We start from the raw sequence: 15,245 nt of genomic DNA on the forward strand, positions 1-15,245 counted from the left end.
CGGTGCTATTCGCTCCGCTTCGCTACGCGGCACCTGCGGTCGCGCATTCGCGCTCTGTCGGCCGCTGGTCGCGCCCGATCCTAGCGCAAGATCGAAAAGGCTTCGCGGAGCTCCGAGCGAAGCGAGGCAAGGGCGAACGCCCGTCCGTAGCGGGCGCAGCGCTGCTGCGCGTCTAACGAGGATGTCCGCGCGGATGCGCGGACCTAAAGCAAACAGATGCGGAGGCGTGAGCGAAAAGCAAACAAATCAAACCTCACCGCTCGCGATATATTCCTCGACCTGCTCCTCTAGGATATCCAGCGGTACCGGGCCGTTCACCAGCACCACTTCATGAAATTCGCGGATGTCGAAATCTTCGCCCATCTCCTCGCGCGCGCGTTCGCGCAGTTCCATGATCTTCAGCTTGCCGATCATGTAGGCGGTCGCCTGCCCGGGATAGACGATGTAGCGCTCGATTGCCTTGCGAATGTCGCCATCGGGATTGGGCGTGTTCTCGGTGAGATAGGCGATGGCTTCGGCGCGGGTCCAGCGCTTGGAGTGGATGCCGGTATCGACCACCAGCCGCGCCGCGCGCCACAATTCCATGCCCAGCCGTCCGAAATCGGAATAGGGATCTGTGTAGAAGCCCATCTCCTTGGGCAGTTCTTCCGAATAGAGCCCCCAGCCTTCGGTGTAGGCAGTGAAGCCCCCGAAGCGGCGGAAGGCGGGCAGGCCGTCGAGCCCGGTCTGGATCGCGCGCTGCATGTGGTGGCCGGGATTGGCCTCGTGATAGGCGAGCGCTTCAAGCTCGTTCCGGCTCATGTCCTTGAGATTGTAGAGATTGACGTAATAGGTGCCGGGCCGCGAACCGTCGGGCGCGGGGCTCTGGTAGAACGCCTTGCCCGCGCTCTGCTCGCGGAACGCCTCGACCGGCTTCACCACTAGCTCGTATTCCGGCAGCGTGATAAAGTAGTCGGGCAGCCGCTCGTTCATCGCCGCGACCACGCGGTCCACCTCGGCGAGATATTCCTCGCGGGTGTCGAAATAGAAGCGATCGTCCGTGCGGGTATACTGGAAGAAGTCCTGCAGGCTCCCCTCGAAGCCGACCTGCTCCATGATCTCGCGCATCTCGCCGTGGATCCGGTCCACTTCGCGAAGGCCGATATCGTGGATCTCGTCCGCCGAAAGATCGGTGGTGGTGTAATAGCTCAACAGCGCGTCGTAATACTCGCCGCCATTTGGCAGCCGCCACACGCCATCGTCGCTCGGCGCGATGGCCTGCTGGCGCAGCATTTCGGAACGAAGCCGCCCATAGGCGGGTGCGGCGTGGGACTGCCATGCCTGCGCCGCGCGCTGCTTCAGCGCTTCCTTTTCCGGCACGGGGATATCCAGCGCATCGACCTCTCCGCCGAAATCCTCGAGCACGGCATTGTCGAGCCCCGCTTCGAGGATGTTGTCGATATCCGACAGCACGTAGGGATAGACCCAGTCGGTTGGCATGATGCCATTGGCGGCCCGCTGCGCCGCACGGGCGATCAGCGTGTCCATCAGGGGCCCGATGCCGCGAATCCGCTCGATATAGGCCTCGGCATCCGAGATGTTCGTCACGGTGTGGGTATTGATGAGAAAGGCCGGAATGCCGCTCTGCCGCCCGGTCATCTGGTTGAAGATGTAGCCGTATTCCTCGTAGGGATCGAGCAGCCCGTCACGCGCGGCGACGGCTTCGAACAGGCGGTAGGACAGCGCCCCCTGCGCGCCCAGCGCATCCAGATCGTATCCGGTGCGCATGCGGGCGAGATAGTCCTGCCGCAACTGACGCTGGCGCGCATCGGCGGCGGCGGACGCGTCGTTCCATTCGCCGTAATCCTCGTCGCGAATGCCGCGATACGCCTTGCTTTCCGGCGAAAGCTCGAGGCTGGCCTCGTCATACCGCTCGAAAAACGTATCGATGTCGGCAGCTTCTACGCTGCCTACAGCTCCCATACTGGCGGGAGGCTGCTGCGTGGCGGTGCATCCAGCGAGCGCAAGCACTGCGACAGCGGCGGCGGTGTAAGCGAGTTTCATTTGCGGACCCTTCGTCAAATCTCGCGGGAGCGGTAGGCCAAACCGCCAGGCGATAAAAGACCGTAAAAAAGGGGCGGTCCTTCGCAAGAAGAACCGCCCTCTATAGGTGAGAACTCAATACGCTGCTGCGCACCAAGCCCTTCGGGTCGCAGGTGTGTATTAGCCGATTCGCATGACAGTTTCTTGTAAGAAGGCGACATGCGGGCCGCGGCGTGGGTTGCGAATGCGATCGCCATTGCGCTGCGCTTCGGAGGGCGGCAGACGGCGCGCATGATCTATTCGCTCCTTCGCCCCGCGATCTTCGCGCTGGATCCCGAACGTGCCCACCGGCTTGCCATTGCGGCGCTGAAGGCGAAGCCGACCGGCAAGCCGCCCGAGCCAAGCGGGCCGCTCGCGGTGCGTGTGGCGGGGATCGACTTTCCCAATCCGCTCGGCATGGCGGCGGGGTTCGACAAGGATGCCGAAGTGCCCGATGCTCTGCTCGGCATGGGGTTCGGCCATGTCGAAGTCGGTTCGATCACCCCGCTGCCGCAACCCGGCAACCCGAAGCCGCGCCTTTTCCGACTGGTCGAGGATGCCGCGGTTATCAACCGGATGGGCTTCAACAATGGCGGGCTCGAAGCGGCGAATGCGCGGCTCATGCGGCGCAGACGGCGAGGGATCGTCGGCGTGAATGTCGGTGCGAACAAGGAGACCACCGACCGCGTTGCGGACTATCTGACCGGGATCGCGTGCATGGCGCCTGTCGCCGATTATCTCACCGTCAATATCAGCTCGCCCAACACGCCCGGCCTGCGCGGCTTGCAGGCCGAGGGTGAGCTGGAAGCGCTGCTCGAAGCGATCGCGGCGGACCGGCGGGCAAGCGATCCGCCAGTGTTTCTCAAGGTCGCGCCCGACCTCGAGAACGGCGATCACGAGCGGATCGTACGCACCGCGATCGACAATGGCATCGCCGCACTCATCGTTTCCAACACAAGCATCTCGCGCCCGCCGCTCGGTTCGCAGCATGCGGAGGAGATGGGCGGCCTTTCCGGCGCGCCGCTGCGATTGCTGGCCCTGAAACAGCTGCGCCGCTTTTACGCGGTGGCGGGTGACGAATTGCCGCTGATCGGCGTGGGCGGGATCGCCACGGCAGAACAGGCGTGGGAGCGCATCCGCGCAGGCGCGAGCCTCGTCCAACTCTACAGCGCGGCGGTCTATCGCGGGCCGGGCGTCGCAAGGGATATCACAGCCGGTCTTGAAAAGTTGATGCGGCGGGACGGCTTCGCGTCCATTGCCGAGGCGGTCGGAAGCGAATAGCACCGCACGTATGACATTTCGCATCGCGCTTGCCTGCACCGCCCTGGCCCTCACCGGCTGCCAGACGACCCTCACCGCCCCCGAAGCGCCTCTTGTAGCCCCTGAACGATCCTTCACCGGAGTCGTCAGCGCCGCCGATCCACGTGCGGCGCAGGCGGGTGCGCAGATCCTTCGGCAGGGCGGTAGCGCGACCGATGTCGCCATCGCCGTGATGCTGGCGTTGACCGTTGTCGAGCCGCAGAGTTCGGGCATTGGTGGCGGCGGGTTTTTTGTGCGCGCGGGAGCCGATGGCGCGCTCGAGACGATCGACGGGCGCGAAACCGCGCCATCCGCGGCGACACCAGCGTGGTTTCTCGCAGAGGGCGGCGAACCCCTCGGCTATCGCGATGCTGTGCTGACCGGCCTCAGCGTCGGCGTGCCGGGCAATCTGGCGCTTGCGGCGGAAGCCCACCAGCGGCATGGCAAACTGCCCTGGGCGGATCTCTTCCAGCCCGCCATTCGCCTGGCCGAAGACGGCTGGCTGCTCACCGAGCGCGGCGCTGAATTCGCCGAACGGAGCAAAGAGCGCGCCACGCACGATGTCGAACTGCCGTTCCTCTTCTGGGACGCCGAGGGCAATGTCGCGCCAGTCGGCACGCGGATCACCAATGGCGATCTTGCATTTGCCCTGGGCCGCCTGGCCGAAGAAGGTCCGGACTGGTTGTATGAGGGCAGCGTTGCAGCCGACCTCGCGAATTACGTCGCCGAGCGCACGCCGCGCGACGAATACATGCAATTCGGCGACGTCACCAGCTACGAAGCGATCCCGCGCGATGCCGTTTGCGGCCCCTATCGCGAATACCGGATCTGCAGCATGGGGCCGCCTTCCTCGGGCGCGACAACGGTGCTGGCGATGCTCGGGCATCTTGAGCGTTTCGATATCGGCGCATTGGGTGCGTCATCGCCCATGGCCTGGCACCTCTTCGCCGAAAGCCAGCGCCTCGCCTATGCGGACCGCGAGCTATATCTTGCTGACAGCGACTATGTGCCGGTCCCGGTCGCCGGACTGACCGACCCAGCATACCTTGCCGCACGCAGCATGCTGATCGACCCCGCATCGCGCAGGGCAAGCGTGGAGGCCGGCGCGCCTGCCGGAGCCACACAGGCGCTAGCCGATGGCGATGAGCCGACCGAAAATGGAACCAGCCATTTCTCCGTCGTGGACAGCAACGGCAATGTCGTGTCCTGGACATCGACGATCGAGGGTGCGTTCGGCTCGGGCCTCGTGTTCAGCGGTTTCTATCTCAACAACGAGCTCACCGATTTCAGCTTCCGGCCGGAGCGTGACGGCGTGCCTGTCGCGAACCGGGTGGAAGGCGGCAAGCGGCCGCGCAGCTCCATGTCGCCCACCATCGTGTTCGATGCCGACGGACGATCGGTGCTGGCTCTCGGCGCGGCTGGCGGATCGACCATTCCGGTGCAGGTCGCCAAGGCGCTGATCGGCTATATCGACTGGGATCTTACCGCGCAGGAAGCCATCGCGCTGCCGACACTCTATTCGCCGGGCGATACGGTGACGCTGGAGGAAGGCCTGTTCGATCCCGCCATCGTGGCTGCGCTCGAGACGCTCGGCCATACCGTCCAGATGCGCGGTCTGCCGCTGAAGGCCAATGCCGTCGAGTATCGCGACGGCCGCTGGATTGGGGCTGCCGATCCGCGCAGCGAGGGTGCCGCAGTCTCGGAATAACGTCCGCTCGCCACGGCTTGCCCCGGAACAAGCGGCGGCGTAACCCGGTTTCACAAGACACGACCGGAAAACCGGCAACAGGAGAGAACGCCCGGTGCTCAGCGATATCGACAATGCGCAGAACCTCGTCGCGCTGTTTCTGCAGCGCGCGGACGAAAGGGGCGATGCGCCCTTCCTCGGCTTCAAGGCGGATGGCGAATGGCAGACGATCAGCTGGGCGGACACGGCCCGCCGCGTCTGCCTGATGGCGGAAAACATCCGCAAGATCGGTCTGCGCGAAGGCGATCGGGTCGTGATAGTTTCGGAAAATCGGCCCGAATGGTGCATCGCCGATCTCGCCATCATGGCCGCAGGGTGCATCACCACGCCAGCCTACACCACCAATACCGAGGCGGATCATGCGCATATTCTCGATGATTCGGGCGCCAGCGCGATCGTCGTATCCAACGCAAGGCTTGCCAAGCCGCTCGTCCCCGCGATCATGAAAACGGGCCGCGCGGACCACATGATCGCTATCGAGCCTATCGCATCGTCGCAGAGCGGCGCGATCACACCGCATAGCTGGGACGAAATGATGGAAGGCGATGCCGATGCCGCGCGCAAGGCCGTCGATGCGCGCATCGCCGATATCCAGCGCAGCGACACGGCCTGCATCATCTACACCAGCGGGACGAGCGGTGCACCGCGCGGCGTGATGCAGCCCCATGGCGCGGTGCTGTGCAACGTCGCGGGCGCGGCTGAAGTGCTGATCGAGGACTTCGGCATTCGCGACGAACGCTTCCTGTCCTTCCTGCCTCTCAGCCACGCCTATGAGCATACCGGCGGCCAGTTCCTGCCCATCGGGGCGGGTGCGGAAATCTACTATTCGGAAGGGCTGGAGAAGCTCGCCAGCAATATCGAGGAAGTGCGCCCGACCATCATGGTCGTCGTGCCGCGCCTCTTCGAAGTGCTGCGCACGCGAATCATGAAACAGGTGGAAAAGCAGGGCAAGTTCGCCAGCTATCTGATGGAGCAGGCGCTCATCATCAGCCAGCACGAGATCCGCTCGGGCCGCAAGCGCCTGCGTGACCGGCCGATGGACCTGCTGCTGGAACGCACGCTGCGCCCCAAGATCCGGCAGAAATTCGGCGGCCGCATGAAAGCGATGGTATCTGGCGGGGCGCCGCTCAATCCCGAAGTCGGCAATTTCTTCGAGGCGATGGGCCTCACCATGCTGCAAGGCTACGGCCAGACAGAGAGTGGCCCGGTCGTCAGCTGCAACCGGCCCAAGGCAGGGCTGAAGATGGACACGGTCGGCCCGCCGCTGCGCGATGTCGAGGTGAAGATCGCCGAAGATGGCGAAATTCTCGTGCGCGGCGAGCTGGTGATGAAGGGATACTGGCAGCGGCCCGAGGATACCGAACGCACGCTCGAAGGCGGCTGGCTGCACACCGGCGATGTGGGGCATGTCGACGAGAAGGGCCGGATCAAGATCACCGATCGCAAGAAGGACATCATCGTCAACGACAAGGGCGACAATGTCGCGCCGCAAAAGCTGGAAGGCATGCTGACATTGCAGCCGGAAATCAGCCAGGCGATGATCGTCGGCGACCAGCGCCCCTACATGGTGGCGCTGATTGTGCCAGATCCCGAATGGTCGCAGCAATGGGCGAAGGACCATGGCGTCGAGCACGACATGCCGACGCTGACCGCCGATCCCGGCTTCCGCAGCGCGATCAAGGCCGCGGTCGATCGCACCAATCAGGACCTGTCGGTCATCGAGAAGGTGCGCAAATTCGCTTTTGCGGACGAACCCTTCACGGTCGACAACAACATGATGACGCCGACCATGAAAATACGCCGCCACCAGATCCGCGAAACATACGGAGAGCGGCTGGACGGGCTTTACTGAGTCTCTGTGGTTGATCTGAGCCCGTTCTGCATAGCCTCACGGACCTGACCGAGCTGAGTGCCGAGATTATGGGATGCTCTCATGATCTCGTCCAAGAACTGTGTCGCCTCGCTTTCGGTTACTGCCCATCGGTCATCAGTGCGCAAATTGGCATGAAAAACCGTAAGGTCGAGGAGAGCCACCCATTCGCCTGACTGCTGCAAGCTCACAGTCATTCGGCCATGCGCGATGAACGAGCGGCGCTCTCTCACTGCCTTCCACTGCGCTAACGCGTTTTTTATCGCCTCGCCCTGCTTGGTCGGCCAAGAATGGTTGCCGATCACCCCGTGCAGACTATCGAGCCTCTGGCCCGCCAAATGTTCGACCTTCCGAACTAGACCGCGATCACGTGCAACTTCGCACGCCCTGAACACAGGCTGTTCTGCACGAGAAAAAATGTCCAGACACCGCCCGCGCCATTCGTGCGGTCCGCACGCGCGGTCGGGAAGCGCCGAGACGAGAGCGCCGGCGGGAGCGTTCATGCCGCCTCGCTGCTTACCTTTTCAGGATAGAAGCCAGGCGCACGGGGGGACCAGGCAGGTGCCGTCGCCGCCGCTTCGGACAGGCTCTGCAGCAGCAGCTTGCGCCGCTCCGGGGCGATCTGCGGCAAGGCGGCCGCACCGCAGAACGCGGCGGGCAGAAAAGGTCTCGCATCGGGCCCCAACAGGCGCTCGTAGAGGAAGCGGAAGGCCGAAAAGCCGTCCAGCTGCTCCTGCGCCAGATCCTGCGCGGCGATGCGGATCAGCGAGCCCATGAAGCCGCCGATACCATCGAAGCCGCTTTCGTCCGGTACCATTGCGCGCAGCTGGCGAAGCTCGCGATAGGCCAGATATTGTCCGCGAATGGCCCGCTGATCGGCCTCAGCGCGGCTCCAGACCTTGAAAGCGTCACCCCTGCCCATACCGATATCGAGCGCACGTTCGATGAAAGCGCGTTCATGGTTCGCGAAACTCGCGAACTCACGCATTTCGGCAATGGTCATCGATGCGGTTTTCGCAGCGGTCATGGGCGGCCCCTCGTTTCCATGGGCCGACCATCGCGCAGGATGGTTAAGATTGGGTTTGTCTAAATCAACCCAGCCAGCGGCGAGCTGGGATCGGCATATTTGCGGCGTCCCATGCGCCCGGACAGATAGGCTTCGCGCCCGGCCTGAACGGCCAGCTTCATCGCGCGCGCCATGCGGATCGGATCTTTCGCCTCGGCGATGGCGGTGTTCATCAGCACGCCATCGCAGCCGAGCTCCATCGCCACGGCCGCGTCGGACGCGGTGCCGACGCCCGCATCCACCAGCACCGGCACATTCGCGCCCTCGACGATCAGCCGGATGGTCACCTGGTTCTGGATGCCGAGGCCGGAGCCGATGGGAGCGCCCAGCGGCATGATCGCCACCGCGCCCGCTTCTTCCAGCTGCTTCGCGGCGATGGGATCATCCACGCAATAGACCATCGGCTTGAACCCTTCACCGGCCAGCGTTTCGCAGGCGGTCAGGGTTTCGCGCATGTCGGGATAGAGCGTCTTCGCTTCGCCCAGCACTTCCAGCTTCACGAGATCCCAGCCGCCCGCCTCGCGCGCCAGGCGCAGCGTACGGATCGCTTCGTCGGCGGTGAAGCACCCGGCGGTATTGGGTAGATATGTGACCTTTTTCGGGTCGATGTGATCCATCAGCACCGGCTGATTGGGATCGGAGATATTCACACGGCGCACGGCCACCGTGACGATTTCGGCCCCGGCAGCCTCGACCGCGGCGGCGTTCTGGGCGAAGTCCTTGTACTTGCCGGTGCCCACGATCAGGCGGCTGGTAAAACGGTGGCCCGCGACTTCCCAGCCATCGTTGCTGGCGGCGGATTCGGTGGACATATCGGTCATGGGACGCGCGCTATCGGGCGCGCGGCAGCGGTGCAAGGGGGCTCACCCGCCACCCACGAAATGCACGATCTCGAGCGCGTCACCTTCGCCAAGCGCAACCTCGTCCAGCCGGGAGCGCGGCGCGATCGTGCCATTGTGCTCGACCGCGACCTTTTCCGGCTTCAGGCCGAGCTCCCGCACGAGCGCGGCGATACTGGCAGCGGCGGTGCGGCGGCTTTCGCCATTGACGGTGAGTGAGATCGTATCGGACATCGCTCTGCCCGAAATAGTGGCGATTACACGCGGCGCAAGTTGAGGACGTGGCCGAGTGCCACCAGGCTGACGCCGATTACGGTCATCACCGCTTCCTCGTAACCATGGCCGACCGCGAGCGCGCCGCCCATGAAGCTGAGCCCCGTCATCGCGACGACGAAGGGCTTGGCCCGGCGGTGCTTCACCGCTCCAACGCCGATGGCGACACCCGCGACAATGGTCGCCAGAAGCAGGCCGATCTTGTGAATCACGGGATCGAGCAGCAGGCTTGCGCCGAGACCCAGCCCGGCCACCAGCACGATGCCCAAAACGCAGTGCAAAAGGCACAGCGCCGACAGGAAAATGCCGACGCGGTCCATCCGGCCGCGAATCCATGGGGCGAGCTGTGCCATGAACGCTATGTATGTGACGCTATATCATTGCGCAAGTGCCACGCGCACGGCCCGTCGCATACGGACATCGGGCTCGCTTGCGAATCACCGTGGGAATGCGCACATCCGCGCCCATGGCAGCCAGTATCGCATCGTCGTCTCCCGCTCGAATGAATGGCTCGGCTTCGCGCCCGGTCGCGTTGGCGCGGTGGCTGTTCGCCGTCGCCGGGCTGGTGCTGGTGATGATCGTTGTCGGCGGGATCACCCGCCTGACCGAAAGCGGCCTGTCGATCACGCAGTGGGATCCGGTCACCGGCACGCTGCCGCCGCTAAGCGAGACGCAATGGGCGGCGGAATTCGAGCTCTACAAGGAGACCGGCGAATACCAGCTGGTGAACGGTCCGGCGGGCATGGATCTTGCCGAGTTCAAGTTCATCTATTTCTGGGAATGGTTTCACCGATTGCTAGGCCGGGTGATCGGACTGGCATTCGCCGTCCCGCTTGCATGGTTCTGGCTGAAGAATGCGATCCCCACAGGCTACAAGCACCGACTTCTTGCGTTATTGGCGCTTGGCGGTTTGCAGGGTGCCTTCGGGTGGTTCATGGTCCGCTCCGGCCTTTCCAGCGAAATGACCGATGTCTCGCATTTCTGGCTATCCATCCATCTGATGACCGCGCTTGTCACTCTCTCGGGCCTGGCCTGGACGGCGATGGACCTGCTCGGCCTCGCCAGTGGTCGCAGTGCGCCCGCGCGGTTTACCGGCGTTGCGGCGGCGGCGGGCGCGGTGCTGTTTATCCAGCTTCTTCTCGGCGCCTGGGTCGCGGGACTGAATGCCGGTCACGCGAGTTACGACTGGCCGCTGATGAACGGCTCGCTCGTGCCGGAGATCGATTGGTCGGGCGGCTTCGTCTACACTTCCACGCATGATCCCTTCTGGTTGCACTTCCTTCACCGCTGGTGGGCGTTCGTAGCCGTCGCGGCGCTCGTGCTGCTCGCAATCAGAGTGAAGCCTTTCGACCGGCGCGCATCGATTGCGATACACGCCGCCTATGGCACACAGATATTGCTTGGCATCGCAACGGTGACGAGCAGCATCGCGATCTGGCTGGCCGTCGCGCATCAGTTCGTCGGCGCACTTCTGGTTCTCGCCTTCATCTGGGGCGCGCATGTGCTCGGGCGGCGTGTATGAGCGCGCAGGCGGCGCTGATCTGGTCTCCCTTCGGTGACGAGGCGAGCGCGCGCGAGGTGGCGGGAACGCTGCTCGCCGAAGGTCTGGTGGCCTGCGCAAATATCCTGCCCGGGATGATCTCGGTCTATCGCTGGCGCGGCGAGACGGCATCCGACAGTGAAGTGGGCGTTCTGTTGAAGACCACGTCAGACCGGTTGGAAGCGGCGATGTCCCGCCTCGACGGACTGCATCCGTATGATACGCCCACAATCACCGCATGGCGATGCGATGCGACAACACCGGCCACTCTGGATTGGCTCGCGCAGCAGACGGCGCTAAAGACCGAGGAATGAAGGGTCGGGACACTGTGTGCATTCATCGCCGGGCGGCGCTCAAATTCGCGCTTGCAGGCGCGCTTACACCGGTGCTCGCTTCACGTCCGATCGCCGCGCAGGACGCCATCCCGCCACTCATCGCTCCTCCCGATGGCACTATGGCCTATCGCCGCGCCGTAACGCGCGAGCTGGTCGATGGGCAGACCTTTGCCGTCGCCCGCGCCTTCGACGTACGCTTCGCACCCACGAGCGGCGGCTTCATTCTTCGCGGTGCGCAGAGCGAAGTCCAGGTGGACGCGCCCTCCGCGCTGTCGGAATTCGCCGCACTCGAGCGTGGCCGGGATGAGAGCGCGCTGTTTCCCATCGCGCTCGATGCCTTCGGCCGAATCCGCGATCAGGATGGCCATTATGGATCGGACGCCGCGCTCGGCGATGCCGTGAGCGAAACCATCGCGCGCCTGCAGGAGCAGCGGCTGGCCGAAAACGAGCAGGACGCGCTGGCGCAGTTCGTGGCGGCGTTTCACTCAGCCGGGCAGCGTGTGGCTGCAGTATTGCCGGTCGATCTGTTCGCGCCATCGGAAGAGATGCGGACCCAAACTCGCGCATTGCCCTTGCCGTTTGGAGCCGAGGGCCAGATCGAGACCACCTTTACGGCAAATGCTGACGGCGCGACCGGACTGATGCGAAGCGCAACGCGACAGATCGTCACACGTGCGGAGGGCACATCCAGGCGAACTGTCGAAAGCTGGACGCTGTCGCCGAAGTAGCGCGCAAAACCGACGAGGTATTATTTTACCTCCGCGCAATCGCCCGCATTTGCTTGACTTGCGCGCCGCCAATCGACAAATGCGCGCCTTCGCTGCAGTGCCGCAACCGAATCGGTAAGGCGCTGCCCGCATGTATTTCGTCAAGGAACAAAGCCATGAAGGCTCTGAGCAAGGTCACCCGGTCGATCAAGCCGGCCGAGGTCGAAAAGAAGTGGCATCTCGTCGATGCCGAAGGACTGGTCGTCGGCCGTCTCGCTTCGATCATCGCCAACATTCTGCGCGGCAAGCACAAGCCGACTTACACCCCGCATGTCGATTGCGGCGATCACGTCGTCGTCATCAATGCCGACAAGGTGCGTTTCACCGGCAACAAGACGCAGCAGAAGCGTTATTACAAGCACACCGGCTATCCCGGTGGCCTGAAGGAAACGTCGCCTGCAAAGATTTTCGAAGGCCGCTTCCCGGAGCGCGTCCTGGAAAAGGCTGTCGAGCGGATGATCCCGACCGGCCCGCTCGGCCGCGCGCAGATGAAGGCGCTGCACCTCTACAATGGCACGGAGCACCCGCATGACGGCCAGAAGCCCGAAGCGCTCGACGTCGCCTCGATGAACCGCAAGAACAAGGTGTCCGCATAATGGCTACCGAAGACAACAAGACCGCATCCGACCTGTCCGACCTGAAAGACGTCGTCGGCGATGCACCCGCTGCCGATGCGGCTCCAGGCGAAAGCGAAACCGCTGCCCCGACGATGCCGCTGCGCGAGCAGGAAATCGACAAGCAGGGCCGCGCCTACGCCACGGGTCGCCGCAAGGATGCGACCGCTCGCGTCTGGCTGAAGCCGGGCAAGGGCAAGATCACGGTCAACGGCAAGGATCAGGAGACCTATTTCGCGCGCCCGACGCTGCGCCTGGTCATCAACCAGCCTTTCGCCATCTCCGATCGCGAAGGTCAGTATGACATAGTCTGCACCGTCACCGGCGGTGGGCTTTCGGGCCAGGCCGGTGCGGTCAAGCACGGCATCAGCCAGGCACTGACTCGCTACGAGCCGGAACTCCGCTCGACGATCAAGGCCGCCGGCTTCCTCACCCGCGATAGCCGCGTGGTGGAGCGCAAGAAGTACGGCCGCGCCAAGGCACGTCGCAGCTTCCAGTTCTCGAAGCGTTAATTCAGGCGTTCAAAGTTTCCTCGACGGAGGAAAATGCGAAGGGCGGCCCCCACGAAGGGTCGCCCTTTTTGCATTGAAGCCCAATCCTCTGGCCTAGTGCTGCGTTTCGGGTTCCGGCGCGCGCTCCAGCAGCGCATCGACCTCGCCCAGCAGCGTATCGATGCTGAGCGGCTTCGCCAGATAGCCACCCGCCCCGGCTCGGCGGATGTCGGCCTCGTCCTGCTTACCGGCATAGGCGGTGATGGCGAGGATGGGGATATGCCGTGTCTCATCCTTTCGCTTGATCATGCGGATCAGCTTGCGACCGGAAATATGCGGGAGGTGGATGTCCATGGTGATAAGGTCGGGCTGGAAGCTGTCGACCGCATCCATCACGTCCGCACCGTCGTCCACGACCATCAGCTGATAGTCGCGCTGTTTGAAGACCGCCTCATAGAACATACGGTTCAGGAGGTCGTCCTCGACGATCAGCACCTTAGTGGTCATGCTATGCGCAATACCGTAGCGTTCGGTTAAGTTCCCGTTTTCTGCGACGGAATGGCTTTTCGGACCGACCAATCACTGTGAATCGATGTTGACGGCGCATCGCGCCTCATTCGCAATCGGGTCAATAGACGGGTGGATCGGTTCGCGGCACCTTGCCGATCGGGGCAACCGGCTCTCCGGGCTCGCGCGGCGGCATGGCATCCTCGGGGACATCGTCGATCATCATGTCGGCGCTTTCGACGCCTTCAAGATTTCGCACGCGCACGTCGAGCGTCTCTCCGTTCCAACGCAATTCGTTGAAGCTGGGCGGGGTCGAGCGGATACGCTGCGACAGCGTACCTGCGCCGATCATGCGCACAGGGCCAGAGGGTGTCTGCTCGACGATATCGAAGGCGTCATGGACATGGCCGGAGAGAACGCCGAGCACCTTTCGCCGCGCCAGTCGGTCCAGCGCCTGATCTCCACCCCGCGTAAGCGCCGTGCCGCTCGTGCCCGTCTCTCGCAGAGGGTGGTGCACGGTGACGAGCGCGCGCGTACCCGGCGGCAAGGCATCGATCTGCCGAAGACAATCGGCCAGCGCACGGCTGGAGATCCAGCCCTTTGACCAGTTGAGCCGCGGCTGCGCCGGCACATTGCTGTTGAGCGGAACGAGAGCGAGACCGGGCCACTCCAGCCTTTGCTCGACCAGCTCGCGAAACGCCTCGAACCGGCCGAGCGGGTTCAGATAGCGCGAAGGGAGATGGTAGCCGGGCAAGTCGTGATTCCCCGGCTCTATCGTTACGGGAACGTCCAGCCTGCGTATCCAGCGCTCCGCAGCGACGAATTCGTGGCGACGGGCGCGCATGGTCAGGTCACCGGTGATCGCGACGGCATCGGGTCGCCGCTCGGCGATCTCGCGCTCCACCCAATCGAGCGCGCTATTGTCCTCCAGCCCGAAATGAATGTCGGATAGGTGGAAAAGGAGCTTGTCGCTGGCCATCGCCACCAGGCGCTAGCAGACCGCGCGCAGAAGGCTAGAGCCGCCCGCTGACCATGGCCCAGGCGGCGCTGCCATTGAGGATCGAATATCCCAGATAGGCCAATAGCCATACGATTGCGCCGTTCGCCGCCGCATACATCGCTCCGCACAGCAGCACGAATTCCAGCACCATGCTGAACATCGAGACGGTTTTCCGTGCCTCGTAAGGCATGTCGCTGACCATGCGATGGCCGCTATTCATCACCGCGCGATGCCATGCGAAATTGCCGATACCGAGAAGGAAAGCGATCGCCAGGGCCATCCTGCAATCCTGCCAAATCGGCCTGGCCAGCGCAATCCACGCGCTGGTGGAGCGGTGTTCGCGGTTCGTCGGGCGCGCGCATCGTTGGTCGGGCATTGGCGGCGACAGGTCGAGCCGTGGCTGCATTCACGAAGAGGCACGCGTAGTTCGGTATTCGCACCGCAGCCGTTCCAGTCCCACCGGCTGCGGTGCGACCCTCCCACGGGACAGGGAGGCAAGCTGAAAGGCCCCTCTCATGAACAAAGCCATCGCTCTCGCTCTGGCACTCGCTGCAAGCGGGATGGCCCTTTCTCCCGCCCTCGCTTCCGCGCAGGATCAGGCTTCCGTTGCGGTTGCCTATGACGACCTCGACCTCTCCACGCTAGAAGGCGTCGCCGAACTGGATCGCCGGGTGGATCGCGCAGCGCGCCGTGTATGCGGCGTCAACGAAACCACGCTCGGCACGCGCCTGCGCAGCCGTGAGGCCCGGACGTGCTATGTGCAGGCGAAGCGCGACTTCGAGCGTCGGCTCGCCAGTATCATGCACGACGCGCAGCGCGGCGGCTGATACCGCCGC

17 protein-coding genes are annotated in these 15,245 nt (G+C 63.9%); 9 read left to right on the top strand and 8 right to left on the bottom strand.

The features are described 5' to 3' along the window. Positions 1-246: 246 nt before the first annotated feature. On the bottom strand, positions 247-2,043 hold the full coding sequence (locus D6201_RS09370) for a DUF885 domain-containing protein (RefSeq protein ID WP_120048550.1): 1,797 nt from the start codon (positions 2,041-2,043) through the stop codon (positions 247-249). A gap of 270 nt (positions 2,044-2,313) precedes the next feature. On the opposite strand from D6201_RS09370, the gene D6201_RS09375 reads away from it, so the two are divergent. The 3 genes from D6201_RS09375 to D6201_RS09385 all read left to right on the top strand — a co-directional run bounded on the left by D6201_RS09375 (position 2,314) and on the right by D6201_RS09385 (position 6,959). Then, entirely contained in the window at positions 2,314-3,342 is a 1,029-nt protein-coding gene (locus D6201_RS09375; RefSeq protein WP_120049324.1) for a quinone-dependent dihydroorotate dehydrogenase, read from the top strand. A 10-nt stretch (positions 3,343-3,352) separates the two neighbouring features. Next, positions 3,353-5,068, top strand: coding sequence for a gamma-glutamyltransferase (gene ggt, locus D6201_RS09380; RefSeq protein ID WP_120048551.1), 1,716 nt, complete (start codon positions 3,353-3,355; stop codon positions 5,066-5,068). A 94-nt stretch (positions 5,069-5,162) separates the two neighbouring features. Next, the gene (locus D6201_RS09385; protein WP_120048552.1) at positions 5,163-6,959 is read left to right on the top strand and encodes an AMP-dependent synthetase/ligase; all 1,797 of its coding nucleotides are present in this window, start codon (positions 5,163-5,165) and stop codon (positions 6,957-6,959) included. Between the two features lie 517 nt (positions 6,960-7,476). Here the strand turns inward: D6201_RS09385 and D6201_RS09395 are convergent. Genes D6201_RS09395 through D6201_RS09405 form a run of 4 tightly spaced genes read right to left on the bottom strand, consistent with a single transcriptional unit; the run spans position 7,477 to position 9,508 of the window. Then, positions 7,477-8,004 (bottom strand): hypothetical protein, encoded by a 528-nt coding sequence (locus tag D6201_RS09395; RefSeq protein WP_120048554.1) that lies wholly within the window; start codon positions 8,002-8,004, stop codon positions 7,477-7,479. A gap of 59 nt (positions 8,005-8,063) precedes the next feature. Next, on the bottom strand, positions 8,064-8,864 hold the full coding sequence (locus tag D6201_RS09400) for a thiazole synthase (RefSeq protein WP_422664700.1): 801 nt from the start codon (positions 8,862-8,864) through the stop codon (positions 8,064-8,066). 42 nt (positions 8,865-8,906) lie between these two features. After that, positions 8,907-9,116, bottom strand: a complete 210-nt coding sequence (gene thiS, locus D6201_RS13235; protein ID WP_242447499.1) for a sulfur carrier protein ThiS — start codon at positions 9,114-9,116, stop codon at positions 8,907-8,909. 23 nt (positions 9,117-9,139) lie between these two features. After that, positions 9,140-9,508, bottom strand: a complete 369-nt coding sequence (locus tag D6201_RS09405) for a MerC domain-containing protein (protein WP_120048555.1) — start codon at positions 9,506-9,508, stop codon at positions 9,140-9,142. A 113-nt stretch (positions 9,509-9,621) separates the two neighbouring features. On the opposite strand from D6201_RS09405, the gene D6201_RS09410 reads away from it, so the two are divergent. The 5 genes from D6201_RS09410 to rpsI all read left to right on the top strand — a co-directional run bounded on the left by D6201_RS09410 (position 9,622) and on the right by rpsI (position 12,923). Next, a complete protein-coding gene (locus D6201_RS09410; protein WP_242447500.1) occupies positions 9,622-10,677 on the top strand; it encodes a COX15/CtaA family protein in 1,056 nt (351 codons plus the stop codon). Then, positions 10,674-11,009, top strand: a complete 336-nt coding sequence (gene cutA, locus D6201_RS09415; RefSeq protein ID WP_120048557.1) for a divalent-cation tolerance protein CutA — start codon at positions 10,674-10,676, stop codon at positions 11,007-11,009. The genes D6201_RS09410 and cutA overlap by 4 nt, the downstream gene beginning before the upstream one ends. Next, positions 11,006-11,758, top strand: coding sequence for a hypothetical protein (locus D6201_RS09420; RefSeq protein ID WP_120048558.1), 753 nt, complete (start codon positions 11,006-11,008; stop codon positions 11,756-11,758). Before cutA ends, D6201_RS09420 begins: the two co-directional genes overlap by 4 nt. A 155-nt stretch (positions 11,759-11,913) precedes the next feature. Then, positions 11,914-12,393, top strand: a complete 480-nt coding sequence (rplM, locus tag D6201_RS09425; protein ID WP_120048559.1) for a 50S ribosomal protein L13 — start codon at positions 11,914-11,916, stop codon at positions 12,391-12,393. After that, a complete protein-coding gene (gene rpsI / locus D6201_RS09430) occupies positions 12,393-12,923 on the top strand; it encodes a 30S ribosomal protein S9 (protein WP_120048560.1) in 531 nt (176 codons plus the stop codon). Before rplM ends, rpsI begins: the two co-directional genes overlap by 1 nt. A gap of 93 nt (positions 12,924-13,016) precedes the next feature. On the opposite strand, the gene D6201_RS09435 is transcribed toward rpsI, so the two are convergent. From D6201_RS09435 to D6201_RS09445, 3 genes are all read right to left on the bottom strand, one after another. After that, entirely contained in the window at positions 13,017-13,409 is a 393-nt protein-coding gene (locus D6201_RS09435; RefSeq protein WP_120048561.1) for a response regulator, read from the bottom strand. Positions 13,410-13,530: 121 nt separating this feature from the next. After that, the gene (locus D6201_RS09440) at positions 13,531-14,388 is read right to left on the bottom strand and encodes a metallophosphoesterase family protein (protein WP_120048562.1); all 858 of its coding nucleotides are present in this window, start codon (positions 14,386-14,388) and stop codon (positions 13,531-13,533) included. Between the two features lie 34 nt (positions 14,389-14,422). Next, complete coding sequence (locus D6201_RS09445; RefSeq protein ID WP_120048563.1) at positions 14,423-14,689, bottom strand: hypothetical protein; 267 nt, start codon at positions 14,687-14,689, stop codon at positions 14,423-14,425. 235 nt (positions 14,690-14,924) lie between these two features. On the opposite strand from D6201_RS09445, the gene D6201_RS09450 reads away from it, so the two are divergent. After that, positions 14,925-15,236, top strand: a complete 312-nt coding sequence (locus D6201_RS09450) for a UrcA family protein (RefSeq protein ID WP_120048564.1) — start codon at positions 14,925-14,927, stop codon at positions 15,234-15,236. Positions 15,237-15,245: the final 9 nt, after the last annotated feature.

This window comes from Aurantiacibacter aquimixticola, from assembly GCF_003605475.1.
GTDB lineage: Bacteria > Pseudomonadota > Alphaproteobacteria > Sphingomonadales > Sphingomonadaceae > Alteraurantiacibacter > Alteraurantiacibacter aquimixticola_B.